The sequence below is a fragment of the Roseovarius sp. MBR-79 genome (assembly GCF_053628555.1).
In genome coordinates this window covers 246,577-272,980 of the sequence record NZ_JBRJGP010000002.1, presented here as the reverse complement: position 1 = coordinate 272,980, position 26,404 = coordinate 246,577, and the positions used below count along the sequence as shown (strand labels likewise).

The following is a 26,404-nucleotide window of genomic DNA, read 5'->3' as shown; positions in this document are numbered from 1 at the left end:
ACCTGAAGGCCGAGACAGGACAGGAGCGACCAAAATGCGCATTGCACGGGATCTGGCCGAGGCCGTGGGGAACACCCCCCTTATCCGGCTCCGCCGCGCCAGCGAGGAAACCGGCTGCGAGATCCTCGGCAAGGCCGAGTTTCTCAACCCCGGTCAGTCGGTCAAGGACCGCGCTGCGCTCTATATCATTCGCGATGCGGTGAACAAGGGCCTGCTTGCTCCGGGTGGCACCATCGTCGAGGGCACGGCCGGCAATACCGGCATCGGCCTTGCGCTGGTGGGGGCGTCCATGGGGTTCAGGACGGTGATCGTCATCCCCGAGACTCAGAGCCAGGAAAAGAAGGACATGCTGCGGCTGGCCGGGGCCGATCTGGTGCAGGTGCCCGCCGCCCCTTACAAGAACCCCAACAACTATGTGCGCTATTCGGGACGACTGGCCGAGGAACTGGCGCGCACCGAACCCAATGGCGCGATCTGGGCCAACCAGTTCGATAACGTGGCCAACCGTCAGGCGCATGTGGAGACCACGGGGCCGGAAATCTGGGAGCAGACGGGCGGCAAGGTGGACGGGTTCATCTGCGCGGTGGGATCGGGCGGCACGCTGGCGGGCGTGGCGATGGCGCTTCAGGGCAAGGGCGTCAAGATCGGGCTGGCGGACCCCGACGGCGCGGCGCTGCACAGCTTTTACACCACCGGCGCGCTCAAGGCCGAGGGCAGTTCGATCACCGAAGGGATCGGGCAGGGGCGCATCACCGCCAACCTCGAGGGCTTCACCCCCGATTTCAGCTACAACATCCCCGATGCCGAGGCGCTGCCGCTCGTGTTTGACCTGCTGGCAGAGGAGGGGCTGTGCATGGGCGGCTCAACGGGCATCAACATCGCGGGTGCCATGCGCATGGCGCGCGAGATGGGGCCGGGGCATACCATCGTCACCATCCTGTGCGATTTCGGCAACCGATATCAGTCCAAGCTCTGGAATCCCGAGTTCCTGCGCGAAAAGGGCCTGCCGACGCCTGCCTGGCTTGAGGGGGCACCACGCTCGATCCCGGGGGTGTTCGAGGCGTGAGACATCTCCTTGTTGCTTTCTGGCTTGCACTGGCGACGGCACTGATAGGTGCCGTCTCGACCGTTTCCATGATCCCGGCCGCGCAGGCGCAGCAGGCGCTGAGCGGACCGGATTATGGGGTTTGGGAAAACCTTGCAGGGCGGGTCGAGGGGGCACTGGAAAGCGGCGAGGTCGAGACACTCGAGCTTGAGAACCTGCGGCGGCAGCTGGTCGAGTTTCGCCAGCAGTTCCTTGACGCGCAGGGTGTCAACGCCACTCCGATACGCACCGTTCGAGATCAGATCGAGGCGCTCGGGCCGGTGCCTGAAAGCGGCACCGAGCCGGATGACGTCGCCGCGCAGCGCGAGGAGCTGAACCGGCGGCTGGTGCGGCTGGAGGGTCCGGTGCGCACCGCCGAACTGGCGCGGAGCAGAGCGGATGGGCTGATCAACGGTATCGACGAGATGATCCGCAACCGGCAGACCGCCGAACTGTTGCGGTTGGGGCCGATGCCGGTCAATCCGCTGCACTGGCCAGAGGCTGCCAAGAGCGTGTTCGCCCTGCTGGACGGGATCCGCGCCGAGGTGGTGCAATCCTGGCGCAGCCCGCTGGGGCGGGTCATTCTCAACGACAACTTGCCGGTGATCTTTGTCTGGACCATGCTTGGGCTGGTGCTGCTTGCGCGGGGCCGGTTCTGGTCGATGCGGCTGATGCGGCAATTGTCCAAGGACGAGCCGAGCGCGGGGCGCTGGATCGCAAGTTTCGGGGTCTCGCTGGGGGAGTGGTTCCTGCCCTATGCGGGGATCTATGCGCTGGTCAAGGCGATTTCGGCGTCGTCCCTTCTGGGGCCGACGGGTGAGATCGTCATCAGTCAGATCCTGCCCGCCGCGTTCATATTTCTGCTGGCGCGCTGGTTGTCGCAGCGGGTCTTTCCCCGGCGCGAGCCGCGCGGCCCGGTGCTGCGGCTCGACGAGCGGTGCCGCTATTCGGGCAGGCTCTATGGTGCGCTGCTGGGGCTGGTGGTGGCGGCATTCTATTTCGTGCAGGCCGTGGCGCATGAGGCGGACTGGAGCGAGGCCGCGACCAATGTCGTGATCTTCCCGATCATGGTTCTGACCGGGTTGTTGCTGTGGCGGCTGTCGGCGCTTCTGCGGCTTCACCACCGGGCCTGCGTGGAGGATGCCGAGACCGAGACCGGCTTTGCCGACAGGATCACGCGGGCGGTGTCGCGGATCATGGTGGCGGTGGCCTTTGTCGGGCCGCTCCTGGCCGCTGTAGGCTATGTCAAGGCGGCGCAGGCGATGATGCTGCCGATGGCGATGTCGATCCTGATGCTGGCCGCGCTGCTCATTCTGCAACGTTTCCTCACCGAGCTTTACGTGATGATCACCGGCAACCGGGCGGGGGCGCGGGAATCTCTGGTGCCGGTGCTGGCGGGCTTTGCGCTCATCCTCGGGTCCTTGCCGGGATTCGCACTCATCTGGGGGGCGCGTCCTGCCCAGCTCGAGGAATTCTGGATGCGTCTGAGGGAAGGGATAAGTCTTGGCGGGATAAAGCTGTCGCCAACGGTTTTCCTCACCTTCGTTGCCGTCTTTGGCGCGGGCTATGTTGCGACGCGGCTGTTGCAGGGCGCGCTCAAGAACACGATCCTGCCCAAGACCAAACTCGATATGGGCGGGCGCAATGCCATCGTCTCGGGTCTGGGCTATGTAGGGATATTTCTCGCGGCGCTCATTGCCATAACGAGCGCGGGCATCGACCTCAGCTCGCTGGCGATTGTCGCCGGGGCGCTCTCGGTGGGTATCGGTTTCGGCCTGCAAAACATCGTGTCGAATTTCGTTGCGGGCATCATCCTTCTCATCGAGCGGCCGATTTCCGAGGGCGACTGGATCGAGGTGGGCGGGCAGCATGGCTATGTGCGGGGCATCTCGGTGCGCTCAACCCGGATCGAGACCTTCGACCGCACCGACGTGATCGTGCCAAATGCCGATTTCGTCTCCGGCACGGTGACGAACTACACCCGTGGCAATACCGTGGGCCGGGTGATCGTGCCGGTGGGCGTGGCCTATGGCACCGATACCCGGAAGGTGGAGGCGATCCTGCGCGAGGTGGCCGAGGCGCATCCGATGGTGCTGATGAACCCCAAGCCGACGATCCTTTTTCAGAATTTCGGCGCAAGCTCGCTCGATTTCGAGATCCGCGCGATCCTGCGCGATGTGAACTGGGTGGCGAGTGTCAGATCGGACATGAACCACGAGATTGCGCGGCGCTTTGCCGAAGCGGGCATCGAGATTCCATTCCCGCAGCAGGATCTGTGGCTGCGCAATCCCGAGGCGCTGCGTGGCGAGGCCGCACCCGCCACCGAACCACCCGCACCCGCACCAGGCGCGCCGTCCTCCGCACCCGCGATGATGACCGAGGGCGATATGGACGGCGATGGCGGCGAAGGCGACGGACGATGAGTGTGGCGCTCTATCTGGACGATCCTTACCTTGCCGAAGCCCCGGCGCGGGTGGTGGCGCATACGCAGGAGGGCGGCGTGGTCCTTGATCGCTGCCTCTTCTACGCCACCGGCGGCGGGCAGCCGGGGGACAGCGGCCGGCTGGACTGGCCGGGGGGCAAGATGGTGGTGGCCACCACCCTGAAGGCCGAGGCGGGCATCGCCCTTGTGCCGGGCGCGCCGCAACCGTTGCCGCCCGTGGGGGCTGAGGTGATGCAGTCTCTCGACTGGGAGCGGCGGCACCGTCTCATGCGGATGCACACCGCGCTGCACCTGCTTTCGGTGGTCATCCCCTTGCCCGTCACCGGCGGGCAGGTGGGTGAGGCGCGCAGCCGTCTCGATTTCGACATGCCCGAGGCACCCGAGGACCGCGAGACCCTGGAGGCGTATCTCAACCTTTTGGTGGAGCGCGATCTGCGCGTGTCGGAAGACTGGATCACCGATGCGGAGCTGGACGCCAGTCCGGCGCTGGTCAAGACCATGTCGGCAGCGCCGCCGCGCGGGCAGGGGCGGGTGCGTCTCATCCGTATCGGGCAGGGAGAAGGTCAGGTCGATCTTCAGCCCTGCGGCGGCACCCATGTGGCGCGCACCGGCGAGATCGGTGCGCTGCGTCTCGGCAAGGTCGAGAAGAAGGGCCGCCAGAACCGGCGGGTCTATCTGCATCTGGACGACTGAGCGTTACCGCCGCCGGTCCAGATCCGATTCGGTCTCGGCCAGACCTTCGCGCGACAAGAGCACCGCTACCGCGCGCAGCCCCGGCACATGACTGCACACGATCATGATCCCCACCATGATCGGCACCGCGAGAAACATCCCCGGTATTCCCCAGACCGCGCCCCAGAAGGCGAGGCTGATCATGATGCCGAAAGAGGACACGCGCAACGCGCGCCCCATCAGCGTCGGGTCGATGATGTTGCCGTTGAGGAACTGGATCGCGCCGGTAATGGCGAAAATGGCAAGTGTCAGCGGGCCGTCGGCCAGTTGCACGAAGGCCACCAGCGCCACCAGCACCGTGGCGATGATCGAGCCGATGGCCGGAATATAGTTGAACACGAAGGTAAGGATCCCCAAGGGCCCCGCGAGATCAAGCCCGAAGGCGCGCGCCACGAAATAGACCATGAGGCCGGTGATCGCGCTTACCGCGGTCTTGACCAGCAGGTAATAGTTCACCCGGTGGATGATCGAGGAGATGATGCGGCTGGCCTTGGCGGCCTGTGTGGCGTCGCCCAGAAGGTTTTCCAGCTTGGTGTCGAACCACACGCGCTCGGCGAAGAGGAAGCCGACGAAAAGGATGACCAGAACGGCGCCCTGCATCAGGCTGCCCGCCTGTCCCGCGAGCGTGCGCAGATAGCCCGCCACATCAAAAGTGGCGACCGCGTTGCGCACCGCGGTTTCGGCATCGGGACCAAGCCAGGCGACGGTGGCCGCGAGCGCCTCGGGGGCGCGGTCGGTATAGGCCAGCGTGGTCGAGAGCACGGTGTTGGCCTGCGACAGAATGATCGCCGAGAGGCTGAGCAGGGCCGCCGAGATGAGCGCCAGCGCGGTGAGGCTGGCCAGCCAGTTGGGGATTCGGGCCGGCCCGATGCGCACCCGCGCGATGGAGTTGATCGCATCGGAGGTCAGGCTGAAGAGGATGATCGCGGTGGCAAGCGAGATCAGCATGAAGCGCGCCTGCACCAGCAGGAAAAGCACCACGGCAAAGGCGATGATCACCTGTGCGGCGGTGCGGACGCGCCCGAGATCGGGCACGGGGTCTGGCGTGGGCACGGGGGCGTGCGGAGGGCGCTCGGCTTTGGTCATGGCCCTGAGTATCGGGAAATCCCCGCCAAGATCAACCGGCCTTGGCCTGCGACAGAAAGAGCCGGAGGGTTTCGGTATCGTGGGTGATCCGGATCGCGGCAGCGCTTTCGGCAAGGGCCCGGCCGAGGACGGCAAACTCGATCCGGCGCGGGTCAGGCGCGGGCCGGGCGGCGCGCCCCGAAAGCCCGTCCCAGAGCGCGGGATCGGCGTTGATCTGACCGGTGGCGGTCAGCGCGAGTGCCGCGCCATCGCGCGCCACATGCAGCGTGCCGCCGCGCGGCAGGGCGTGGAGCGCGCACATGAGCGCGAGGGTGAGCTGCTGCGCCTCGGAGCGCGTCAAACTGCCGTCAACTGCCCAGGTGAGCGAGAGGCGCGGGCGCGCGGCGAGCGGGGCGGCCAGCAACCTGTGCAACACCTCGCTGTCAACGGATGCGCCGGTGCTGGCCTGACCGAAGGCAAGCCGCATGAGATCGAGCGTGGCGCGCGCGCTGTCAACGCTTTCGCGCATGAGCGCCAGTTCCGGCGTTGGCGGTCCGGCCATCTCCATCAGGTCGAGCCCTGCCATGAGCGCGCCCAGGGGGCTTGCCAGATCGTGGCAGATACGCGACGCTAGAAGCGGAGCAAGGTCGGGCACGTCATCGGCCATCGCGCAACCGTCGGCAGGGCCTCGGAATGACAGAGATGAACGCCTTTCTCGAGCCGGGGATGCTTGTGACCAACCCGGCGCGCCCCGAGTGGGGCGTGGGGCAGGTGCAATCTAACGTGTCCGGGCGCATCACGGTGAACTTTCGCGAAGAGGGCAAGGTGGTCATTGACGGCAACCGGGTGGTCCTTCTGCCCCATCTGGATGACTGAACTTGGTTAGCGACAGGTTAACACGCGCATGGCCATGCGCCAACGCCGCGTTGCAAGCCTGCCCCTCGATAGGCTAAACCCGGCCAACCGCAGAAAGCCGAGGCCGATGAGCGCAGCCCCCCGATTCCGAGTAGAGCTTGCCCGCACCGAGGCCGATGTCATGGCGGCGCAGCGCCTGCGCTACGAGGTTTTTGTCGAGGAACTGGGCGGCGATGGCGAGATGGTCGATCACGCCGCGCGGCTGGAACGGGACCGGTTCGATCCGTTCTTCGACCATCTTCTGTTGCGCGACGACACGCGCGGCGGCGCGGTGGTGGGCGTCTATCGCCTGTTGCGGCAGGAGGCCGCAGCGCGCGCGGGGCAGTTCTATTCCGAGGATGAATACGATCTGGCCCCGCTCAAGGCAAGCGGGCGGCCCTTGCTCGAACTGGGCCGGTCCTGCGTGGCGCGGTCCTATCGCGGGGGTGCGGGGCTCTATCATCTCTGGCAGGGGCTGGCGCGCTATGTCGAGGCGCATGGCATCGAGGTGCTCTTTGGCGTGGCAAGCTTTCACGGGACCGATGCGCAGGCGCTGGCGCAGCCGCTGTCGCTTCTGCATCATCGCCACCTTGCGCCGCCCGAATTGCGGGTGCGCGCGCGGCAGGCGCATTTTCAGCGGATGGATCTGATCCCCGAGGCCGGGATCGAGCGGCCCGTGGCGATGCGCGCGGTGCCCGCGCTGATCAAGGCCTATCTGCGGCTGGGGGGCTGCGTGGGCGAGGGGGCGTTTGTCGATCATGCCTTCAACACGATCGACGTTTGTCTCGTGATGGATACCGCGCGGCTGAGCGCGCGGCAAAGGGCGCTCTATTCCGGCGAGGATGCGCGGTGAGCATGACCTGGTATTCGGACGCGCCGCCGCCCGAGGTGGCGCGCGCGCGCGGGTATTGGTGCCGCGTGATCTGGCGCGGCGCGCGCATTGCAGCGGTGATCGGCGCGGGCGTGCTGGCGACGCTCATTCTGCGGGGACCGGAGCACGCGCTGCACGGGCTGCAACGGCCCTGGACACAGCCCGTGACCGTCTACGTGATGGGCCGCGTGTTTGCCATTCTCGGCATCGCGCTGGTGGTCGAGGGCACGCCCATGACCGGCCCCGGCGCGGTGGTGGCCAATCATGTCTCATGGCTCGACATCTTTGCGCTCAACGCGCGCAAGCGGGTCTATTTCGTGGCCAAGTCCGAGGTGTCGGGCTGGCCCGGCATCGGGTTTCTGGCGCGGCTGGTCGGCACGGTCTTCATCCGCCGCAACCCGCGCGAGGCGAAGGCGCAGACCGGGATTCTGGCGGCGCGTCTCGGCGCGGGGCATCGGCTGCTGTTCTTTCCCGAGGGCAGCAGCACCGACGGGCAGCGCGTGTTGCCGTTCAAATCCACGCTCTTTCAGGCGCTGCGCGGTCTGGGCGCAGGGGTCCGGGTGCAGCCGGTGACGCTGATCTACGAGGCGCCAGAGGGGCAGGACGCGCGGTTCTACGGCTGGTGGGGCGATATGGAGCTTGGTGCGCATCTGGGCCAGGTGCTGGGTGCGGCGCGGCAGGGGCGGGTGCGGATCATCTGCCACGCGCCGCTTGACGTGGCGGCTTTCCCTGACCGCAAGGCGCTGGCGCTCGCGTGTGAGCGCGCGGTGCGGGCTGGGATGGGCGCGCGATGATCGGGCAGGGCACGAAAAACCCCCGTGAAACCCCCGTGCGGAACGTCCGCACGGGGGCTGGCCTGCCCGCAAGCGGGCAGGAGGAGAGCCGTAACACGCCTAGGAAGAGTGCCCGGAGAGCGCCGTCACCGAAACGGGGCTGGGGATGAGACTGGTCACAGCTACCGGATCGTTTTCGCCACTCACGTCGCGACCCTGATACACAACAAACCCCGCGACGATCAGACTTGCCAGAACAAGCATCCTGATTGTGTTGGCCACCCGCATGATCCCGTGCTCCTTTTTTCCCAAGCGTCACACACCTGCAACCGGCAGGCAGATCATCGTTGCCGCGGCGCGGCACGGTCAGGCAATAACGGCGGGCTGTTATCGGATAACACGGGCCTTTTTCGGCGGGCAGGTCGTGCTATCTTGACGACATCAAAGGGAGAAACCCATGGCTTTACGTCTTGTGCTGGCAATGATGCTTGCCATGTCCGGCCCCGCCCGATCGGATCAACCCATGCTCGATTACACCCCGCCGCCGCTTTCGTCCTGGAGCTATGTCAGCGATCAGGTCATGGGCGGGGTGAGCGAAGGTGGCGCGCGCGTCGCGGCCGATCATGTCCGGCTTGAGGGCGCGGTGAGCACGGCGAATCGGGGGGGATTCATTCAGACGCGGGTGATGCTCGACACGCCGTTTCCGGAAAATGCCCAAGGGCTGGTGATTCGCGTGCGCGGCAACGGCGAGCGGTATTTCATGCATCTGCGCACCGGCGGCACGCTGTTGCCGTGGCAATATTACCAAGCGGCGTTCGAGACCGGGCCGGCGTGGCAGGTTCTGCGGGTTCCGTTCACGGCTTTCCGGCCCTCTGGCGCGATGCTGCGCGCGACGCCGCGCCCCGAGACGGTCAAAAGCGTGGGTTTCGTGGCCTTCGGGCGCGACCACCGGGCCGATCTGGCGGCAGAGTGGCTTGGGCTTTACTGAGCCGGGTCACATCGCCGCGAGAAGCCGGGACAGCGCCGCACCGGCATCGTCCTCGCGCCAGATTTCCTCGCCGAAGGCCAGGAAGTCGCTGACCGGGGCAAGGCTGGCGACGGTCTGGCCATCAAGCGCGCCCTCGGCCACGACCGGCAGTTCGATCATCTCGGACCACCACTCGAAGAGCTCTCTCTCGGCGCGTGTGCCCGAACCGAGCGCCGTGGCCCCGACCGGACCGAAGGACACGTAATCCGCGCCCGCCTCTCCGGCGCTCATGCCGTCATGGCGCGAGGCCCCGCAAAAGGCCCCGACAATGGCATCGGGACCAAGCGCCTTGCGCGCCGCGCGCACCGAGCGCGCGCCGTCCGGAAGGTGCACCCCGTCGAGGCCAAGCCGTTCCACCAGCCCGAGATGGCGCTCGATCACCAATGCCACGTCGCGCGCGTGTGTTATTTCGCGGCAGGCATCCGCGGCGCGCGCGACACTGTCCTCGTCGGTGCTGGCCAGGGCGAGGCGCACGCAGGCCACGGCCTGCGCATCGAGCACGGCGGCAAGGCGGGGGGCAAACGCGTCCCGTTCGAAGGCGGGCGGGGTGACGAGGTAGATCTGCGGTTGCTCTGCTTCGGCCATGGCGCGAACTCCTTGAAATCGTGCCGCTCTCTTAGCGGGGAAAATCGTGTTTGACCACTCGTCGCGGGAAATGGCCTCTGGCAAGGTGCGGCACCGCTCTCTATCTTGGGCGCAACGGGCAAAAGGGGCGGGGCGTGGCGATTGCGGGGCTGGCCGAAGGGCTGACACGGGGCATCGAGGATCTGGGCGACCGCGTATCGGGCGCGTTCTTCGAGCCGGTGATCCGGCTGGGCGTCACTGGCCTTGCGCGCGCGGGCAAGACGGTGTTCATCACCGCGCTGGTGGCCAATCTCATGGACCGGGCGCGCATGGGCGGGCTGCGCGCGGCGGGCGAGGGGCGCATTCTGGCTGCCTATCTGCAACCGCAGCCCGATGTGACCCTGCCGCGTTTCGAGTACGAGACGCATCTGGCGGCGCTCACGGGGCCCGAGCCGCACTGGCCCGAAAGCACGCGCGCGGTCTCGGAATTGCGGCTCTCGCTGCGGGTGCGGCCTGCGGGGATGCTGGCGGGGCTGGCGGGGCCGCGCACGGTGCATCTCGACATCGTCGACTATCCGGGCGAATGGCTGCTTGATCTGGCGCTTCTGGACCAGAGTTACACACAATGGTCGCGCGGCGCGCTGGCCCGGGCCGAGGGGCAGGCGGAGGCCGGGGAATGGCGCGCGGCGCTCGATGCTGCCGATCCCGCAGCCCCCCATGACGAGGCCGAGGCGCAGCGGCTGGCGCGGGCCTATACCGGATGGCTGACAGCGGCGCGCGCCAAGGGGCGCGCCGATTGCACGCCGGGGCGGTTCCTGCTGCCCGGCGATCTGGCGGGCGCGCCGGTCGTCACCTTCGCGCCGCTGCCCGAGTTGCCGGGGGCGGGACGCCGCAGCCTTCTGGCCGAGATGGCGCGCCGGTTCGAGGGCTACAAGCGCGAGGTGGTCCGCCCGTTCTTTCGCGCCCATTTCGCGCGGATCGACCGGCAGATCGTGCTCGTCGATGCGCTGGATGCGATCCACAAGGGGCCGCAGGCGCTGGAGGAGACGCGCGGTGCCATGGCGGGCATCCTCGGCGCGTTCCGGCCGGGGCGCAACGCGTTCCTGACGCGGATCTTGCAGGGGCGGCGGGTGGAGCGGATCCTTTTCGCCGCCACCAAGGCCGACCATCTGCACCACACGCAGCACGCGCGCCTTGCCGCGATCATGGAGGCGCTTCTGCGCGAGGCGCGCGACCGGGCGGATTTCGCCGGGGCGCAGACGCGCGCCATGGCCATCGCCGCGCTGCGCGCCACGGTGGAGGAAGAGCGCGGCCATGGCGGCAAGGTGCTTGGCATGGTGCGCGGGCGGCTTCTGGAGACCGGGCGGCAGGCGGCGTTTCATCCCGGCGATCTGCCCGAGGATCCTGCCGCGCTGCTGTCGCCTGCCCGCGCGGGGGCCGAGGCGTGGCTGGGCGACGGCTTTGGCGCCATGCGCTTTGCGCCTGCGCGCCTGAGCCTGCGCCCCGGCGAGGGGCCGCCGCATATCCGGCTCGACCGGGCGGCGGAGTTCCTGATCGGGGACCGGCTGTGAGGCTGGCGCGCGCGCATATCTGGCAGGTGCCCCGGCTGGCGGCGATCCTCTGGGCCTTTACCCGCGAGACGCCGTGGTTGCCGCGCGCGCGCAGCCGGGGCGCGGATCTGCGGGTGCTGGTCACGGTGGTGCGGCGCGGCTGGGTGCGGGTGGCGTGGCTGCGCGGGCGCGTCGCGGGTTTCGTGGTGCGCGAGGGCAGCCGCATTCACGCCCTCTATGTCTGTCCGCGCATGCGGGGGCAGGGGGTGGGCCGCGCGCTCCTGACCGAGGCCAAGGCGGCGGGGGCGCTTGATCTCTGGGTTCTGGTGGCCAATGCGCCCGCCCGCGCCTTTTACCGTGCCGAGGGCTTTGCCGAGGAGAGTTATGCGCGGGGCGGCGGCAACGACGAGGGGCTGCCCGATATCCTGATGATCTGGCGCGAAAGGAACGGGGCATGAGCAAGGGGCCGGTGCTGATCGAGCTGGACGAGGGATCCGAGGCCGCGCCCGACCGTGCGCCCCCGGTGCCCGAGGCGCTGCCCGAGGGGCAGGCCATGCGCGCGGCGATGGCGGGGCTGGCGCGGCGGCCGTCCTGGCTCGGTCGGGCGTTCTGGGGGCTGGCGCTGGCGCTTCTCGGCGCGGCGGTGTCGGTCGCGGCCTGGGATTTCGTCATGGCGCTCCTTGCGCGCGCGCCCCTGCTTGGCTGGGCGGTGGCGGGCGTCGGCGTGGCCTTGCTGGGGGTGGCCGTGCTCATCGGCCTGCGCGAGGTGGCGGGGTTTGCCCGTCTCGGGCGGCTCGATTCGCTGCGCGCAGAGGCCGGGGCGGCGCGTGATGCGGGCGATCTGGCCGCGGCGCGCAGGGTGCTGGCGCGGCTGCGCGCGCTCTACCGGGGCCGGGCCGAGGCGGCCTGGGGTCTGGCGCGTCTTGACGAGCGGGCGGGCGATGCCTTTGACGCCGATGCGCTTCTGGCTCTGGCCGAGGCCGAACTGCTAGCGCCCCTCGACGCCGCAGCCCTGCGCGAGGTGGAAGGTGCTGCGCGGCAGGTGGCCGCCGTCACCGCGCTGGTGCCACTGGCGCTTGCCGATGTGGTGGGGGCGCTCGTTGCCAACCTGCGGATGATCCGCGCGGTGGCGACGATCTATGGCGGGCGCACCGGCACGCTTGGCAACTGGCGGCTGGCGCGGGCGGTAATGGCGCATCTGGTGGCCACGGGCGCGGTGGCCGTCGGTGACGACCTCATCGGCAGCGTGGCGGGTGGCGGGCTGGTGTCGCGGCTCTCGCGGCGCTTTGGCGAGGGGGTCGTCAATGGCGCGCTGACGGCGCGGGTGGGGCTGGCCGCGATCGAGCTGTGCCGCCCCCTGCCGCGCATCGCCACGCCCGCGCCCTCGGTCGGCGGCGTGGTGCGGCGCGCGCTGACCGGGCTTTTTTCGCGTGGAGACGCGGCGGGGTAGGGCGCGGCGCGGTTAGCCGAGCCGCGCCTTGACCTGCCCGCCCACGGCACCGAAATCCATCTGACCGGCGTGGCGGTCCCTGAGCCGGGCCATGATCTTGCCCATGTCGCGGATCGAGCTTGCGCCCACATCGGCGATGGCGCGGTCGATGGCGGCCGCGACCTCGGCGTCATCGAGCTGGCGCGGCAGGAAATCCTCGATCACCGCGATCTCGGCGCGCTCGCGTTCGGCAAGATCCAGACGCCCGCCCTCTTCATAGGCGCGCACGCTTTCGTTGCGCTGCTTGGTCATCTTGGCGAGAATCGCCAGAATGTCGGAATCGCCCAACGGGGCCGCATCCTCGGAGCCGCGCTGCGCGATTTCCTGATCCTTGATCGCGGCATTGACCAGCCGCAGCGTGGCGAGGCGGCTCTGGTCCTTGTCCTTCATGGCCTGTTTGAGGGCGTGGTTGACCCGGTCGCGCAAATCCATCTGTCCATCCCCATGGCAGTTCGCAAGTCCATGACATTAGCCAATGCGCAGACCCAAGGCAACCTGTCCACATGCGGCGTGGATCGCGGCTTGACCCTGTCGGGGGCTGGGCCTAGGTATGCGCCGATTTGCCCAAGCCCGGAGACGCGCCCGATGGCCCATGCGACCAAGCCCCGCCCGACCGCCTGCCTTGCGCTTGCCGATGGCTCGCTCTTTTACGGACACGGCTTCGGGGCCGTGGGCGAGACGGTGGCGGAACTGTGCTTCAACACCGCCATGACCGGCTATCAGGAAATCATGACCGACCCCTCCTATGCCGGGCAGATCGTGACCTTCACCTTTCCGCATGTCGGCAATGTCGGCGTGAACGCGCAGGATGACGAGACCGCCGAGCCGGTGGCCGAGGGCATGGTGGTCAAGTGGGACCCGACCGAGCCGTCAAGCTGGCGCGCCGAGGAGCATCTGGCGCAGTGGCTCGCGCGACGCGGGCGCATCGCCATCGGCGGCGTGGACACGCGGCGGCTGACGCGGGCGATCCGCCAGCAGGGCGCGCCGCATGTGGCGCTGGCGCATGATCCGTCGGGTAATTTCGACGTGGGCGCGCTGGTGGCGAAGGCGCGCGGTTTCGCGGGGCTGGAGGGGATGGACCTTGCCCGCCGCGTGACCTGCGCGCAGTCCTACCGCTGGGACGAGATGAGATGGGCCTGGCCCGAGGGTTATGCGCGCCAGACAAAGGCGCGCCACAAGGTTGTTGCGGTCGATTACGGGGCCAAGCGCAACATCCTGCGGTGCCTTGCAAGCGCGGGCTGCGAGGTCACGGTGCTGCCCGCGACGGCCACGGCCGAGGACGTGCTGGCCCATTCCCCTGACGGGGTGTTCCTGTCCAATGGCCCCGGCGATCCGGCGGCCACGGGCGACTATGCCGTGCCGATGATCCGGGGCGTTCTAGACAAGGGGCTGCCACTCTTCGGGATCTGCCTTGGTCATCAGATGCTGGCGCTGGCCCTCGGGGGCCGCACGGTCAAGATGAACCACGGCCATCACGGCGCGAACCACCCGGTCAAGGATCTGGAGACCGGCAAGGTCGAGATCACCTCGATGAACCACGGCTTTGCCGTCGATGGCCAGAGCCTGCCCAAGGGCGTGATCGAGACGCATGTCTCGCTTTTCGACGGGTCGAATTGCGGCATACGTCTCAAGGACCGGCCGGTCTTCTCGGTGCAGCACCACCCCGAGGCAAGCCCCGGACCGCAAGACAGCTTTTACCTCTTCGAGCGGTTCGCGGCCTCGATGGCGCAGTGACGGGCATTGCCTCTTGCCGTCGCCCGCTGCACGCGCTCAACTGGCGGCAAAACGGCAAAACGGCGAAAGGCGGCTGAGATGGACATGAACCTTGGAATGCGCCCCGAGATGCGGGCGCTGCTCGCGCGGGTGGCGGAGATGGTGCGCGACGAGATCGCGCCCATGGAGAACGCGTTTCACGCAGAGGTGGAGAAGGGCGACCGCTGGCAATTCACGCCCCGGCAGGCCGAGATCCTCGATGGGCTGAAGGCACGGGCCAAGGCGGAGGGGCTGTGGAATTTCTGGCTGACCGAGGGTGAGGCGGGGTTTGGCCTCACAACGGTCGAATACGCCTATTTCGCCGAGGAACTGGGCAAGAGCCCGCTCGCCCCGGAGGTGTTCAACTGCAACGCGCCCGACACCGGCAACATGGAGGTGTTTCACCGCTACGGCACGGCGGCGATGAAAGAGCGCTGGCTCAAGCCGCTGCTCGCGGGCGATATCCGCTCGGCCTACCTGATGACCGAGCCGGATGTGGCCAGTTCGGACGCCACCAATATCGCCATGTCCTGCGTCCGTGAGGGCGATCACTACGTTCTGAACGGTGAGAAATGGTGGGCGACCGGCGCGGGCGATCCGCGCTGTGCCGTCTATATCGTGATGGTGCGGACGGGGGGCGAGGACCTGCCCAGGCACCAGCGTCATTCGATGATCGTCGTGCCCGCCGACAGCCCCGGTATCGAGAAGCTGCGCGCGATGGAGGTCTACGGCCATGACGACGCGCCGCACGGGCATATGCATATCCGTTTCTCGGGCGTCCGCGTGCCGGTGGAAAACCTGCTTCTGGGCGAGGGGCGCGGCTTCGAAATCGCGCAGGGGCGGCTTGGGCCGGGGCGGATCCATCACTGCATGCGTGCGATCGGGCTGGCCGAGGCGGCGCTGGGGATGCTGTGCAAGCGCAGCCTCGCACGCGAGGCCTTCGGTAAGCCGCTGGCAGAGCTGGGCGCGAATTACGACATCATCGCCGAATGCCGCATGGAGATCGAGCAGGCGCGGCTTTTGTGCCTCAAGGCCGCGTGGATGATGGATCAGGGCGATCCGCGCGCCGCAGCGCCGTGGATTCACCAGATCAAGGTGGTGGCCCCGCGCGTCGCGCTCAAGGTCATCGACGAGGCCGTGCAGATGTTCGGCGCGCAGGGCATTTCGCAGGACGTGCCGCTGGCGGCGATGTGGCACCATGTGCGCACGCTGCGGCTGGCCGACGGGCCGGATGCGGTGCATCGGCGGCAGGTGGCGCGGGCCGAGTTGCGGCGCCATACGCAGGCGAAGGTCTAACCCAGCCACTCCCGCACGGCCGCCTCGAATTCGCGCGGCTTCTCGGCGTGGAGCCAATGGCCCGCGCCGGGGATCTTCATGAATTGCGCGCGCGGGAACATCGCCTTGATCCGGGGGCGGTGTTCGGGCGTGACATAGCCCGAGTCCGCGCCGGTCAAAAACAGGCATTTGCCCTCGTAAACACCTGATATATCAGGAAACCCTATGATTTTCGGCATCTCGCGCGCCAGCGTGTCGAGATTGAGCAGCCAACGCTTTTCCTTGACGTCGAGCGCCTGAAGGAAAAACGGCACGAGGTCGGGATTGTCGATCCGTTGCAGAAGTTGCGCGCCCGCGTCAGAGCGCCGTTCGATCACAGAGAGATCGACCGATTTCATCGCCTCGACATAGGCAAGCTGGCTGTGAGAATAGGCGACGGGGGCGATATCCGCCACGATCAGACGGTTCACAAGCTCGGGGTGCGTCAGTGCCAGCACCATCGCCGCCTTGCCGCCCATGGAATGGCCCATCACATCCCATGTGCCACCTTCGGCCGCGATCACCTCGGCCAGATCGGCGGCCATGTCCTCATAGGAATGCGTGTCGAACCAGGGGCTTGCACCGTGATTGCGCATGTCCACGGCAAGCACGCGACGGGTATCCGACAGGCGCTTGGCGATCACGCCCCAGTTGCGGGCAGAGCCGTAAAGCCCGTGTGCGATCAACAGCCCGGGGCGATCGGTCGGCTTGCCATGGTCGATATGGGTCAACATGGGGTATCCTTAGCGCCACAGGTCGGGCTTGGCCAGAGCGGGCGGGTGTTGTAAGTTGTGTCAGGAGAGGTGTTCAAGTGATTGATACAGTGGAGTTTCATAGGAAAATCGAGGCGTTGCGCGCGGCGCTGGAGGGAAAGCTGCGCGTGAAAGGGGCGGATCTGGACCGCCAGATCCGGCGCGCGGGGCGTCGTCTGCCAAAACGCCAGCGGCGTGCGGCGGCGGTGATTCTCGGCGCGCAGGACTGGATGGGTCATCCCCGTCTGGCACGGCTGGTCGATCATCGCGCGGTGAACGCGGCCTTTGGCGATCTGCACGGCCATCTCGGGCGGCTCGATCCGGGAGAGGCGCGCAAGACAGCGCTTTTGCGTTTTCTGGGCGGTATCGTTCTCAACCTGATGGTGTTCGGGGCGTTGCTTTACCTGATCTATTCGCTTGTCGGCGCGTCCTGAACCTCCTGCAGGCGCGCGCGCAGCGCGGTTTTCAGAACCTTGCCGTAATTGTTCTTGGGCAGGCTCTCGACCGCGACATAGCGTTTGGGGGCCTTGAACCGGGCGATATGCGCGCGGCAATGGGTGTCGAGCGCCTCGGCGCTGACATCGCCCACGATGAAGGCCACCACCACCTCGCCCCAGTCGGGATCGGGCGCGCCCACGACGGCGGCCTCCGTCACGTCGGGGTGGATGAGCAGCACCTCCTCCACCTCGCGGGGATAGATGTTGCTGCCGCCCGAGATGATCATGTCCTTGGACCGGTCGCAGAGCGTCAGGTAGCCCGCGCCGTCCATCCGCCCCAGATCGCCGGTCCGGAGCCAGCCGCCCCGCAGCGCCTGCGCGCTGGCCTCCGGGTTCTGCCAGTAGCCGGGCATCACCAGATCGCCGCGCACGAGGATTTCGCCCACAGCGCCCTCGGGCACGTCCTGCCCGCTCTCGTCGGCGATGCGCACCTCCACCACCGATTGCGCGCGCCCGACCGAGCCGAGCCGCGCGCGCCAGTCGGGATGGGCGCGGTCCGCCACCTCGGCGCGGGAAAGTGCCGTGATCGCCATGGGCGCTTCGCCCTGACCGTAGATCTGGAGAAAGACCGGGCCGAACCAGTCCACCGCGTCGAGGATGTCGGCCTCATACATCGGCCCGCCGCCATAGACGATGCGGCGCAGCCCCTCGCCGCGCGCGCCCGTCGCCCTGGCATGGGCGGTCAGGCGGCGGACCATGGTGGGGGCGGCGAACATGTGCAACCGGCCATGATGGCGCGCGAGATCGAGGATCTCGCCCTCGTAGAAGCCGCCCGATGCGGGGCAGACATGGCGCGCGCCGCGCAGCACATGGACCAGCGCGTAAAGCCCCGCGCCATGGCTCATCGGCGCGGCATAGAGCGTGGCATCGTCGCCCGAGACCGCGTCCACATCGGCCAGATAGGCAAGCGACATCGCCGCCAGCATCCGGTGGGTGATCATCACCCCCTTGGGCCGCCCGGTGGTGCCCGAGGTGTAGAAGAGCCAGGCCAGATCCTGCGGCGCGCGCGGGGCCACATGGGCCAGCGGCGCGCCCTCGGTGACGGGCTGCGCGGCCACGCCTTCGGCCTCAAGCGCGGCGCGGCGCGGCGCGTCTGCCAGCACCATGCACGCGCCCGCATCGGCAATGATCCAGGCCGCCTCGGCCCCGTGCAGCTTGGCATTGATCGGCACCGCGACCGCGCCCGCATACCAGATGCCGTAAAGGGCGGTCAGGTAGTCCGGCGCGTTGCCCATGAAAAGTGCGACCCGGTCGCCCGGCGTGACCCCCTGCGCGATGAGCGGGCCCGCGACGCCGCGCGCGCGGGCATCAAAGCCCGCATAATCGGCCACCTGCTTGCGCCCGAGAAAGAGCGCAGGGTGTCGGGGCGCGCCACGCGCCGCCCGCTCAAGCCAGAGACCGATATTCATGGGGCCATCCTTCCCTTGTCCGGGGCAACAAACCACCCTCTGCGCGGCGGCGCAATTCCGTAGGACTACGCAAATCGCTTGGAGCGGCGCGGCGCGCGCGGCATAACGGAGGCCATGGAGATCGGAACCCTCGCTTTCGAACACGCGCCCATCGGTCTTGCCGTGCTCGAACATCGCATCATCCGCGCCTGCAACCGGCAATTCGCCGCGACCTTCGGCGGTGCGCCCGGGGATTATGGCGACGTGCCGCTCGCACGGTTCTACCCGTCGATCGAGGATTACCGGCGCATCGGGGCCGATGCGCTGGCGGTCATGCGCCGCACCGGACGCTATGGCGATGAGCGTGTGATGCGGCGGGCGAGTGGCGATCTCTTCTGGTGCCGCGTGCGCGGCGCGTCGCTCACGCCATCGGCCCCGTTTCAGCGCGGGGTCTGGTCTTTTGCCGATCTGTCGGAGGAGCGGCCCCTTGTGCGGCTCACGCAACGCGAACGTGAAGTGGCGATCCTGACCTGCCGGGGCCAGACATCCAAGGAAATCGGGCTGGAACTGGGGCTGAGCTATCGCACGGTGGAGGTCTATCGCGCGCGCCTGCTGGAGAAATTCCACGCCCGCAATCTGGCCGAACTGGTGGCCAAGCTGTCGGGGATGCCGCTTTGACGCACCTGCCGCCACGGCAATTGGCCGCTTTTCTCAGCCCCCCGCATGGCCTATAAGCGGCCAAACTCACGCCATGCGGGCACGTCATGCCTGCTACGCACTTACCGAGGACGCAAATGTCGAACAAATCGCATGAATCGGACGTGGCCTTTATCAAGGCCCTCGCGGAACTTCTCAACGAGAATGACCTGACCGAGCTGTCGGTCAAGCGCGAATATGGCGAGGATGACACGCTTCACGTCCGGGTGAGCCGCAAGGGCGAGGCCGTGACCTATGCCGCCGCCCCGGCCCCCGTGGCCCATGCCGCCCCCGCTGCCGCTGCCGCTGCCGCCCCTTCCGCCGCTGCCGCGCCTGCCGAGGACCCGGCAAGCCATCCCGGTGCTGTCACCTCGCCCATGGTGGGCACCGTCTACATGCAGGCAGAGCCGGGCGCGCCCGCCTTTGTCAGCGTGGGTGCGCAGGTGGCGGAGGGTGACACCCTTCTGATCATCGAGGCGATGAAGACCATGAACCACATCCCCGCCCCGCGCGCGGGCACCGTCAAGCGCATCCTGATCGAGGATGGCGCGGCGGTGGAATATGGCGCGCCCCTGATGATCATCGAGTGAGGCGCAGATGTTCGACAAGATCCTTGTGGCCAACCGCGGCGAGATCGCGCTCCGGGTGATCCGTGCCGCGCGCGAGATGGGGATTGCCTCGGTCGCCGTCCATTCCACGGCGGATGCCGATGCGATGCATGTGCGCATGGCCGACGAATCGGTCTGCATCGGCCCGCCGCCCTCGTCCGAGAGCTATCTTTCCATCCCCTCGATCATCGCCGCCTGCGAGGTGACGGGCGCGCAGGCGATCCATCCGGGCTATGGGTTTCTGTCGGAAAACGCCAATTTCGTCCAGATCGTCGAGGATCACGGGCTGACCTTCATCGGCCCCTCGGCGGAGCATATCCGCATCATGGGCGACAAGATCACCGCCAAGGACACGATGAAGGCGCTTGGCGTGCCTTGTGTGCCCGGCTCCGAGGGCGGCATCGCCGATGTGGCCGCCGCCAAGGCGCTCTGTGCCGAGATCGGCTTTCCGGTGATCGTCAAGGCGACGGCGGGCGGCGGCGGGCGCGGCATGAAGGTGGCGCAGAGCGCCGACGAGCTGGAACGCGCCTTTCTCACCGCGCGGTCCGAGGCCAAGGCGGCGTTCGGCAATGACGAGGTCTATATCGAGAAATACCTGACCACGCCGCGGCATATCGAGGTGCAGGTGTTCGGCGATGGCAAGGGTCGTGCGGTCCATCTGGGCGAGCGGGACTGCTCGCTTCAGCGCCGCCACCAGAAGGTTCTGGAAGAGGCACCCGGCCCCTGCATCACCGAGGAAGAGCGCGCGCGCATCGGCAAGATCTGCGCCGACGCCTGCGCCAATATCAGCTATCGCGGCGCGGGCACGATCGAGTTTCTCTATGAGCAGGGCGAGTTCTTCTTCATCGAAATGAACACGCGCCTTCAGGTGGAACACCCCGTCACCGAGGCGATTTTCGGTGTCGATCTGGTTCAGGAACAGATCCGCGTGGCCGAGGGGCTGCCGATGTCCTTCACGCAGGAGGATCTGCGCATCAATGGCCACGCCATCGAGGTGCGCATCAACGCCGAGAAACTGCCCGATTTCGCGCCGCGCCCCGGCCGGATCACGCAGTTTCACGCGCCGGGCGGTCTGGGCGTTCGGATGGATAGCGCGCTTTATGACGGCTACAAGATCCCGCCTTATTACGACAGCCTGATTGCCAAGCTGATCGTCCACGGGGTCGACCGGCCCGCCGCGCTCAACCGGCTTGCGCGCGCGCTTGGCGAGTTGATCGTCGACGGGGTGGATACCACTGTGCCGCTCTTTCACGCGCTCTTGCAGGAAGAGGACATCCAGCGCGGAACGTATAATATCCACTGGCTGGAACGCTGGCTGGAAACCAATCTGCGGGCGTGATGCCCGCGTTTCTGCCCCCGGAGATGCTGTTGCGTGCCTATGCGGCGGGGGTATTCCCGATGGCCGAGCACCGCGACGACCCGGAGGTGTTCTGGGTCGATCCGAAACGGCGCGGGGTGCTGCCCTTGGGCGGGTTTCACATCTCGCGCAGTCTGGCGCGGCGGATGCGGCGCGGGGGCTACCGGGTGACGCTTGATGGCGATTTCGCCGGCGTGCTCGACGCCTGCGCCGAGCGCGCGGATACCTGGATCAGTGCGCCGATCCGCGCGGCCTATCTGGTCTTGCACGCGCGGGGGGATGCGCATTCGCTGGAGGTGTGGGAGGGCGGCGCGCTTGCGGGCGGGGTCTATGGCGTGACGCTGGGACGGGCGTTTTTCGGCGAAAGCATGTTCTCGCGGCGCACTGATGCGTCCAAGCTGGCGCTGGCATATCTGGTGGACCATCTGCGGCGCTGCGGTTTTACCCTGTTTGACACGCAGTTCCTGACCGACCATCTGGCAAGTCTCGGCGCTGTCGAGATCAGCCGCGCCGCCTATCACGCGCGTCTTGCCGAGGCGCTGTCAGGCGCGGCGGATATCCACGCCGTGCCGCTGGAAGGCGATCCGGTTCAGGTGGTGCAGCGCAACACCCAGACATCGTAGCGCGGATGCTCCAGCGCGTTGAGCGCGGGCGAGGAGGCCAGCATCCAGCCTGAGAAGAGCACCTGCCCGCCTTGTGTCGTGCGGATGTTGAGAAAGGCATAGGCGTCGCTGGCGGGGTTTTCGACGGGGTAGCGACATTCGCCGAGTTCCACGGTCAGAGAGCCGAATTCCGCCGTGCCCCCGTTGGCCAGTTCCAGATCGCGCACTTCGGTGGTGATCTTGTCGAGCGCGCGCAGCACAGCGCCCGTGCCGGGGGTGGCAGGCTCCTGTGCCCAAGCGGACCCAGCCAGAACCAGAGCGCAGAGCGCCGTGCGCGTGCGCCTCATTGACCCGCAGGCGCCTGCTCGCCCCCCGAGACGAATTTCATCAGGAGGGACACGAGGCTGACCGAGCCTTGGGTGAATTCGATCTCGTCGCCCGCCTCGAAATGGAAGGGCGATCCGCCGGGCAGAATCTCGACATAGTTGCCGCCCAGCAGCCCCTCGGAGGAGATGGCCACGGCGCTGTCATCGGGCACGTTGATGCCCTCACGCACGGTAAAGACCGCGTTGGCGCGATAGGTTTCGGGGTTGAGCTGGATATCGGAGACGCGGCCCACCTTGACGCCGGCAAGGCGCACATCAGTGCCGACGTTCACACCGTCCGCGCTGCGGAAAGAGGCGGTGAGCGTGTATTCACTACCCCCCCCGGTCATGCCGGTGGTCTTGCCGGCATAGACCAGGAACCCCAGTGCCACGGCAAGAACGACCCCGCCCACCAGAACCTCGGATTTGTTCTCGGACATGTTGCGCCCCTTATTCCGGTTGCCATGCCTCGTAATCGCGCCGCTCCACCGGGGCGGTGCGGCGGATCGAGCCTGCGGGCGCATAGGCGAGCGGTGTGCCGGTCAGGTTCTCCTGATGCGGCTTTTCCCAGGATTTGCGGGGCAGGGGGCGCTCGGTCGGTGCCTCGGCAAAGGTGTGATGCAGCCAGCCATGCCAATCGGGGCTGACGCGGCTTGCCTCGGCCTCGCCGTTGAAGATCACCCAGCGGCGCTTGGCGTCACGGCTCTGGTAAAAGATGTTGCCCTGGTCATCCTCGCCGACGCGCACGCCCTTGCGCCAGGTATGTAACTGGGTGTTGAGCGTCTGCCCGTTCCACCAGGTGACGGCGCGCAGCAAGGTGTTGAGAATGCCCATGGACGACTCCTGTCTCGTGTCCCGCTCTTATAGGCCGAACCGCGCCGCAAGGTCCAGACGCAGCGCCGTCGCGGGGTCAGGCGCGGTCCGGGGTTGGGGCCAGCGCGGTCAGTTCGATCTCGATGCGGTATTTCGGGTCGATGAGATTGCATTCCACCATGGTCGCGGCGGGCGGATTGGCACCGAAGGTCTCGCGCAGGATAGGCCAGCACGCCTCGAACTCGGCCGCGTCGGGCAGGTAATAGGTCACGCGCACCGCATCGGCAAACCCGGCCCCCGCCTTGGCCAGCGCAGTCTCGATGGTGGCGAGTGCCGCGCGGCATTGTTCGGTCACGGTGTCGCCCGCGCCGACGGTGCCCGCCACATGGACGAACCCACCCGCCACCACGGCGCGGGCATAGCCCACCTTTTCCTCGAAAGGGCTGCCTGAAAAGATCCGCTTCATATCCTGCTCCACGTAAAAAGGCGGGGCCTGTGCCCCGCCTTGGCCGGTCCGGTTGGCGGGGTCAGCCCGCGCTCTTGCCTTCCTTCTTGCCGCGTTTCTCGGCGTATATGATCAGAGGGGCGGCGGCCACGGCCACGGCCTCTTCGTTGACCACCACCTCTTCGACATTCGTGAGGCTGGGCAGGTCGAACATGGTGTCGAGCAGGATATCCTCGAGGATCGAGCGCAGGCCCCGCGCGCCGGTCTTGCGGGCGATGGCGCGCTTGGCGATGGCCTTGAGGGCGTCATCGGTAAAGGTGAGGCGCGCGCCCTCCATCTCGAAGAGGCGCTGATACTGTTTCACCAGCGCGTTCTTCGGCTCGGTCAGGATGATGACAAGCGCGTCCTCGTCGAGATCCTCGAGCGTGGCCAGAACCGGCAGACGGCCGACGAATTCCGGGATCAGGCCGAACTTGAGCAGGTCCTCCGGCTCCAGTTCCTTGAAGAGTTCGCCCACGTTGCGCGCGTCGGGGTCCTTGACCTCGGCACCGAAGCCCATGGCGCTGCCCTTGCCGCGCTGCGCGATGATGCGGTCAAGCCCGGCAAAGGCCCCGCCGCAGATGAAGAGGATGTTGGTCGTGTCCACTTGCAGGAATTCCTGCTGCGGATGCTTGCGCCCGCCCTGCGGCGGCACGCTGGCCACGGTGCCCTCCATCAGCTTCAGAAGTGCCTGCTGCACGCCCTCGCCGGACACGTCGCGGGTGATCGAGGGGTTTTCCGATTTGCGCGTGATCTTGTCCACCTCGTCGATATAGACAATGCCGCGCTGCGCGCGCTCGACATTGTATTCGGAGGACTGCAAGAGCTTGAGGATGATGTTTTCCACATCCTCGCCCACATAGCCCGCCTCGGTCAGGGTGGTGGCATCGGCCATGGTGAAGGGCACATCGAGGATGCGGGCCAGCGTCTGCGCCAGAAGCGTCTTGCCGCAGCCGGTCGGGCCGATCAGCAGGATGTTGGATTTCGACAGCTCGATATCGTTCTTGCCCGACTGGTTGAGGCGCTTGTAGTGGTTGTGCACCGCGACCGACAGAACGCGCTTGGCGCGCGCCTGACCGATCACGTAATCGTCGAGCACCTTGCAGATGTCATGCGGCGCAGGCACGCCGTCGGTGGACTTGAGCCCGGCGCTCTTGGTTTCCTCGCGGATGATGTCCATGCACAGCTCGACACATTCATCGCAGATGAACACGGTCGGCCCCGCGATCAGCTTGCGCACCTCGTGCTGGCTCTTGCCGCAGAAGCTGCAATAGAGCGTGTTCTTGCTGTCGCCGGAATTGTTCGCCATGGCTTTCCTTTCAGCGCCGCTGCCCGCGCGGCGTCGGTCGTCTTGTCTGATGCTTCCCGCCAAGCTTAAGTCAGGGCGAAAAGCACCACAATGCGAATTTCACGATCGCCCGCGCACGGGCGATCACCGATCATTTATCGTCGGCCTCATCGGGTTTCGCGCGGTTGGCCACGATTTCGTCGATCAGGCCCCAGTCCTTGGCCTCTTCGGGCGACATGAAGTTGTCCCGCTCGAGCGCGGCCTCGACCGCCTCGATCTTCTGTCCGGTGTGGCGCACGTAGATTTCGTTCAAGCGGTCCTTGAGCTTTTGCGTCTCGCGGGCGTGGATCATGATATCGGTGGCTTGCCCCTGATAGCCGCCCGAGGGCTGGTGCACCATGATCCGGCTGTTGGGCAGCGAAAACCGCATCCCCGGCTCGCCGGCGGTGAGCAGCAGAGAACCCATGCTTGCCGCCTGACCGACCACGAGGGTCGAGACCTTGGGCTTGATGTATTGCATGGTGTCGTAGATCGACAGGCCGCTCGTCACAACGCCGCCGGGGCTGTTGATATACATGCTGATTTCCTTGGACGGGTTTTCCGCCTCAAGATGCAGCAATTGCGCGACAATGAGGCTCGACATGCCGTCATGCACGGGCCCGCTCAGGAAGATGATCCGTTCCTTGAGCAGGCGCGAGAAGATGTCATACGCGCGCTCGCCCCGGCTGGTCTGCTCCACGACCATCGGCACGAGGGTGTTCATATATGTCTCGAAAGGGTCTTTCATCCTGTCCCGCCTGCTGGTTCGCCCGGACCCCGAGAGGCGCGAGCCGTCAAAATACGCCGATGATACCGGCTGGTTGCTAAAGGAGTCTTAGTGGCGCGCCCCACCCCCTGCAAGGGCCGCGCGCGCGATTCGTGTGAGACAATCGCGGCTTTGGCGATTGCCGCGCGGGCCCGAAAGCCTTAAAACCGGCGCAAAAGGATGGCTGGACGATGACCTTGCCCGATATCACCGAGACCGACATGGCCCAGATGCAGGACAGCGCGGAAAAAGCCGCGGATTTCCTGCGCGCTCTTTCGCATGAGGGGCGGCTGATGATGCTGTGCCATCTGGTGCCGGGCGAGCGGTCCGTGGGTGAGCTTGAAGAGTTGCTCGGCGCGCGTCAGGCTGCGGTGTCACAGCAACTGGCGCGGCTGCGCCATGAGGGGCTTGTGCGGACGCGGCGCGACGGAAAGACCGTGTATTACAGCCTTGCCGATCCGCGCGCGCTCCGGCTTCTCGAAGTGCTCTACGAGATGTTCTGCGCCCCCGCAGGGCAGGGGCGCAAAGGTTAGGCCTCTCAGGCCGGTTCGACCGATTTGCCAACCGCGAAGGGCGCGAATTTCGCGTCAAGCTCGGTGTGGTTGACGTGGTTGGCGTAGTTCGAGATGGTCTTGACCGCCAGCGCGAGGATGATCTCGAGGATGTGCATGTCGCTGTAGCCTGCGGCCTTGAACGCCTCGGCCTCGGCCTTGGTTGGCAGGCCGCGCGTCTCCCACATGTGGTGGGTGAATTTGCGCAGCGCCTCGAGTTTCGCGTCACTGAGCGGCTTGCCATCGCGCAGAGCCTGCGTATGCGCCTCCGACAGTTTCGAGACATGCACGGCCAGCATCGAATGCGCTGCGGTGCAATAGTCACAGCCATTGCCCTCGGAAATGGTCAGGAATACGACCTCCTGTTCCGGCGGGGTGAAATTGGCCTGCTCGCGGAAATGGGCATAGCCGTGCAGATAGGTGCTCAGCAGGCCCGGATTGTTGGCCATGCCGCGATACATGTTGGGCACGAAGCCCAGCTTGGCGCGCGCGCCGTCAAGCAGGTCCTTGGCCTTGCCCGTGGCGGCGTCGTCGCTCACTTGCGGCAGATCGGTCTTGTATTCGGCAGTCATCAGCGCCTCCTTTGGTTGCGTTGCCATGTTAGTTATTGCGCTTCGAGGTGGAATGTAACCGCCGCCGC

32 protein-coding genes are annotated in these 26,404 nt (G+C 66.9%); 18 read left to right on the top strand and 14 right to left on the bottom strand.

The features are described from left to right. The first annotated feature begins 34 nt into the window (after positions 1-34). From ACSSV8_RS03160 to ACSSV8_RS03150, 3 genes are read left to right on the top strand one after another with little or no spacing between them, the layout of a single operon-like run. Entirely contained in the window at positions 35-1,066 is a 1,032-nt protein-coding gene (locus tag ACSSV8_RS03160) for a cysteine synthase A (protein WP_454281476.1), read from the top strand. After that, the gene (locus ACSSV8_RS03155; RefSeq protein WP_454281475.1) at positions 1,063-3,507 is read left to right on the top strand and encodes a DUF3772 domain-containing protein; all 2,445 of its coding nucleotides are present in this window, start codon (positions 1,063-1,065) and stop codon (positions 3,505-3,507) included. The genes ACSSV8_RS03160 and ACSSV8_RS03155 overlap by 4 nt, the downstream gene beginning before the upstream one ends. After that, a complete protein-coding gene (locus ACSSV8_RS03150) occupies positions 3,504-4,220 on the top strand; it encodes an alanyl-tRNA editing protein (protein ID WP_454281474.1) in 717 nt (238 codons plus the stop codon). Before ACSSV8_RS03155 ends, ACSSV8_RS03150 begins: the two co-directional genes overlap by 4 nt. Positions 4,221-4,223: 3 nt before the next feature. On the opposite strand, the gene ACSSV8_RS03145 is transcribed toward ACSSV8_RS03150, so the two are convergent. After that, positions 4,224-5,345, bottom strand: a complete 1,122-nt coding sequence (locus ACSSV8_RS03145; RefSeq protein ID WP_454281473.1) for an AI-2E family transporter — start codon at positions 5,343-5,345, stop codon at positions 4,224-4,226. Positions 5,346-5,376: 31 nt separating this feature from the next. After that, on the bottom strand, positions 5,377-5,991 hold the full coding sequence (locus ACSSV8_RS03140) for a histidine phosphotransferase family protein (protein ID WP_454281472.1): 615 nt from the start codon (positions 5,989-5,991) through the stop codon (positions 5,377-5,379). A 26-nt stretch (positions 5,992-6,017) separates the two neighbouring features. Here ACSSV8_RS03140 and ACSSV8_RS03135 point away from each other — a divergent pair, with 26 nt between their 5' ends. The 3 genes from ACSSV8_RS03135 (at position 6,018) to ACSSV8_RS03125 (ending at position 7,883) form a co-directional block, all read left to right on the top strand. After that, positions 6,018-6,200 (top strand): DUF3553 domain-containing protein, encoded by a 183-nt coding sequence (locus tag ACSSV8_RS03135; protein ID WP_354537183.1) that lies wholly within the window; start codon positions 6,018-6,020, stop codon positions 6,198-6,200. Between the two features lie 106 nt (positions 6,201-6,306). Next, positions 6,307-7,071: a GNAT family N-acetyltransferase gene (locus tag ACSSV8_RS03130; RefSeq protein WP_354537182.1), complete on the top strand. Its 765-nt coding sequence runs from the start codon at positions 6,307-6,309 to the stop codon at positions 7,069-7,071. 2 nt (positions 7,072-7,073) lie between these two features. Further along, positions 7,074-7,883 (top strand): lysophospholipid acyltransferase family protein, encoded by an 810-nt coding sequence (locus ACSSV8_RS03125; protein ID WP_354537372.1) that lies wholly within the window; start codon positions 7,074-7,076, stop codon positions 7,881-7,883. A gap of 99 nt (positions 7,884-7,982) precedes the next feature. On the opposite strand, the gene ACSSV8_RS03120 is transcribed toward ACSSV8_RS03125, so the two are convergent. Beyond that, complete coding sequence (locus ACSSV8_RS03120) at positions 7,983-8,150, bottom strand: hypothetical protein (protein WP_454281471.1); 168 nt, start codon at positions 8,148-8,150, stop codon at positions 7,983-7,985. Between the two features lie 169 nt (positions 8,151-8,319). On the opposite strand from ACSSV8_RS03120, the gene ACSSV8_RS03115 reads away from it, so the two are divergent. Next, the gene (locus ACSSV8_RS03115) at positions 8,320-8,850 is read left to right on the top strand and encodes a CIA30 family protein (protein ID WP_354537181.1); all 531 of its coding nucleotides are present in this window, start codon (positions 8,320-8,322) and stop codon (positions 8,848-8,850) included. 6 nt (positions 8,851-8,856) lie between these two features. Here ACSSV8_RS03115 and ACSSV8_RS03110 read toward each other — a convergent pair whose 3' ends face one another. After that, complete coding sequence (locus ACSSV8_RS03110; RefSeq protein ID WP_354537180.1) at positions 8,857-9,474, bottom strand: thiamine phosphate synthase; 618 nt, start codon at positions 9,472-9,474, stop codon at positions 8,857-8,859. Between the two features lie 134 nt (positions 9,475-9,608). Here ACSSV8_RS03110 and ACSSV8_RS03105 point away from each other — a divergent pair, with 134 nt between their 5' ends. The 3 genes from ACSSV8_RS03105 to ACSSV8_RS03095 are packed head-to-tail and all read left to right on the top strand — an operon-like array spanning position 9,609 to position 12,453. Beyond that, positions 9,609-11,024 (top strand): YcjX family protein, encoded by a 1,416-nt coding sequence (locus ACSSV8_RS03105; protein WP_454281514.1) that lies wholly within the window; start codon positions 9,609-9,611, stop codon positions 11,022-11,024. After that, complete coding sequence (locus ACSSV8_RS03100) at positions 11,021-11,461, top strand: GNAT family N-acetyltransferase (protein ID WP_354537178.1); 441 nt, start codon at positions 11,021-11,023, stop codon at positions 11,459-11,461. Before ACSSV8_RS03105 ends, ACSSV8_RS03100 begins: the two co-directional genes overlap by 4 nt. Continuing rightward, complete coding sequence (locus tag ACSSV8_RS03095) at positions 11,458-12,453, top strand: YcjF family protein (RefSeq protein ID WP_454281470.1); 996 nt, start codon at positions 11,458-11,460, stop codon at positions 12,451-12,453. Before ACSSV8_RS03100 ends, ACSSV8_RS03095 begins: the two co-directional genes overlap by 4 nt. 12 nt (positions 12,454-12,465) lie before the next feature. Here ACSSV8_RS03095 and ACSSV8_RS03090 read toward each other — a convergent pair whose 3' ends face one another. Further along, positions 12,466-12,924, bottom strand: a complete 459-nt coding sequence (locus tag ACSSV8_RS03090) for a GatB/YqeY domain-containing protein (protein WP_354537176.1) — start codon at positions 12,922-12,924, stop codon at positions 12,466-12,468. A gap of 153 nt (positions 12,925-13,077) precedes the next feature. Between ACSSV8_RS03090 and carA the strand changes: the two genes are divergently transcribed. Next, on the top strand, positions 13,078-14,226 hold the full coding sequence (carA, locus tag ACSSV8_RS03085) for a glutamine-hydrolyzing carbamoyl-phosphate synthase small subunit (protein ID WP_454281469.1): 1,149 nt from the start codon (positions 13,078-13,080) through the stop codon (positions 14,224-14,226). 78 nt (positions 14,227-14,304) lie between these two features. Then, positions 14,305-15,540, top strand: a complete 1,236-nt coding sequence (locus tag ACSSV8_RS03080; protein ID WP_454281468.1) for an acyl-CoA dehydrogenase family protein — start codon at positions 14,305-14,307, stop codon at positions 15,538-15,540. Here the strand turns inward: ACSSV8_RS03080 and ACSSV8_RS03075 are convergent. Beyond that, entirely contained in the window at positions 15,537-16,292 is a 756-nt protein-coding gene (locus ACSSV8_RS03075; protein WP_354537173.1) for an alpha/beta fold hydrolase, read from the bottom strand. The two genes, ACSSV8_RS03080 and ACSSV8_RS03075, sit on opposite strands and share 4 nt — an antisense overlap. A gap of 77 nt (positions 16,293-16,369) precedes the next feature. On the opposite strand from ACSSV8_RS03075, the gene ACSSV8_RS03070 reads away from it, so the two are divergent. Next, positions 16,370-16,744 (top strand): hypothetical protein, encoded by a 375-nt coding sequence (locus ACSSV8_RS03070; RefSeq protein ID WP_454281467.1) that lies wholly within the window; start codon positions 16,370-16,372, stop codon positions 16,742-16,744. Here the strand turns inward: ACSSV8_RS03070 and ACSSV8_RS03065 are convergent. Next, a complete protein-coding gene (locus ACSSV8_RS03065; RefSeq protein ID WP_454281466.1) occupies positions 16,720-18,216 on the bottom strand; it encodes a class I adenylate-forming enzyme family protein in 1,497 nt (498 codons plus the stop codon). The genes ACSSV8_RS03070 and ACSSV8_RS03065 overlap by 25 nt on opposite strands. Before the next feature lie 114 nt (positions 18,217-18,330). Here ACSSV8_RS03065 and ACSSV8_RS03060 point away from each other — a divergent pair, with 114 nt between their 5' ends. From ACSSV8_RS03060 to aat, 4 genes are all read left to right on the top strand, one after another. Continuing rightward, positions 18,331-18,873, top strand: a complete 543-nt coding sequence (locus ACSSV8_RS03060; RefSeq protein WP_354537170.1) for a PAS and helix-turn-helix domain-containing protein — start codon at positions 18,331-18,333, stop codon at positions 18,871-18,873. A gap of 116 nt (positions 18,874-18,989) precedes the next feature. Beyond that, complete coding sequence (accB, locus tag ACSSV8_RS03055) at positions 18,990-19,481, top strand: acetyl-CoA carboxylase biotin carboxyl carrier protein (RefSeq protein ID WP_354537169.1); 492 nt, start codon at positions 18,990-18,992, stop codon at positions 19,479-19,481. Between the two features lie 7 nt (positions 19,482-19,488). Continuing rightward, complete coding sequence (gene accC, locus ACSSV8_RS03050) at positions 19,489-20,838, top strand: acetyl-CoA carboxylase biotin carboxylase subunit (protein WP_354537168.1); 1,350 nt, start codon at positions 19,489-19,491, stop codon at positions 20,836-20,838. Next, the gene (gene aat, locus ACSSV8_RS03045) at positions 20,838-21,479 is read left to right on the top strand and encodes a leucyl/phenylalanyl-tRNA--protein transferase (RefSeq protein WP_454281465.1); all 642 of its coding nucleotides are present in this window, start codon (positions 20,838-20,840) and stop codon (positions 21,477-21,479) included. The genes accC and aat overlap by 1 nt, the downstream gene beginning before the upstream one ends. On the opposite strand, the gene ACSSV8_RS03040 is transcribed toward aat, so the two are convergent. From ACSSV8_RS03040 to ACSSV8_RS03015, 6 genes are all read right to left on the bottom strand, one after another. Further along, the gene (locus ACSSV8_RS03040; protein ID WP_454281464.1) at positions 21,446-21,805 is read right to left on the bottom strand and encodes a DUF2155 domain-containing protein; all 360 of its coding nucleotides are present in this window, start codon (positions 21,803-21,805) and stop codon (positions 21,446-21,448) included. The two genes, aat and ACSSV8_RS03040, sit on opposite strands and share 34 nt — an antisense overlap. Further along, a complete protein-coding gene (mlaD, locus tag ACSSV8_RS03035) occupies positions 21,802-22,263 on the bottom strand; it encodes an outer membrane lipid asymmetry maintenance protein MlaD (RefSeq protein WP_454281463.1) in 462 nt (153 codons plus the stop codon). Before mlaD ends, ACSSV8_RS03040 begins: the two co-directional genes overlap by 4 nt. 10 nt (positions 22,264-22,273) lie before the next feature. Next, positions 22,274-22,657, bottom strand: coding sequence for an NADH:ubiquinone oxidoreductase subunit NDUFA12 (locus ACSSV8_RS03030; RefSeq protein WP_354537164.1), 384 nt, complete (start codon positions 22,655-22,657; stop codon positions 22,274-22,276). A 76-nt stretch (positions 22,658-22,733) separates the two neighbouring features. Further along, complete coding sequence (locus tag ACSSV8_RS03025) at positions 22,734-23,102, bottom strand: RidA family protein (RefSeq protein WP_354537163.1); 369 nt, start codon at positions 23,100-23,102, stop codon at positions 22,734-22,736. Between the two features lie 61 nt (positions 23,103-23,163). Next, positions 23,164-24,429, bottom strand: coding sequence for an ATP-dependent Clp protease ATP-binding subunit ClpX (gene clpX / locus ACSSV8_RS03020; RefSeq protein ID WP_354537162.1), 1,266 nt, complete (start codon positions 24,427-24,429; stop codon positions 23,164-23,166). Between the two features lie 130 nt (positions 24,430-24,559). Continuing rightward, entirely contained in the window at positions 24,560-25,195 is a 636-nt protein-coding gene (locus ACSSV8_RS03015) for an ATP-dependent Clp protease proteolytic subunit (protein ID WP_354537161.1), read from the bottom strand. 209 nt (positions 25,196-25,404) lie between these two features. On the opposite strand from ACSSV8_RS03015, the gene ACSSV8_RS03010 reads away from it, so the two are divergent. After that, positions 25,405-25,746: an ArsR/SmtB family transcription factor gene (locus ACSSV8_RS03010; RefSeq protein ID WP_354537160.1), complete on the top strand. Its 342-nt coding sequence runs from the start codon at positions 25,405-25,407 to the stop codon at positions 25,744-25,746. Between the two features lie 5 nt (positions 25,747-25,751). Here ACSSV8_RS03010 and ACSSV8_RS03005 read toward each other — a convergent pair whose 3' ends face one another. Next, positions 25,752-26,336 (bottom strand): carboxymuconolactone decarboxylase family protein, encoded by a 585-nt coding sequence (locus tag ACSSV8_RS03005; protein ID WP_454281462.1) that lies wholly within the window; start codon positions 26,334-26,336, stop codon positions 25,752-25,754. Between the last annotated feature and the right edge of the window lie 68 nt (positions 26,337-26,404).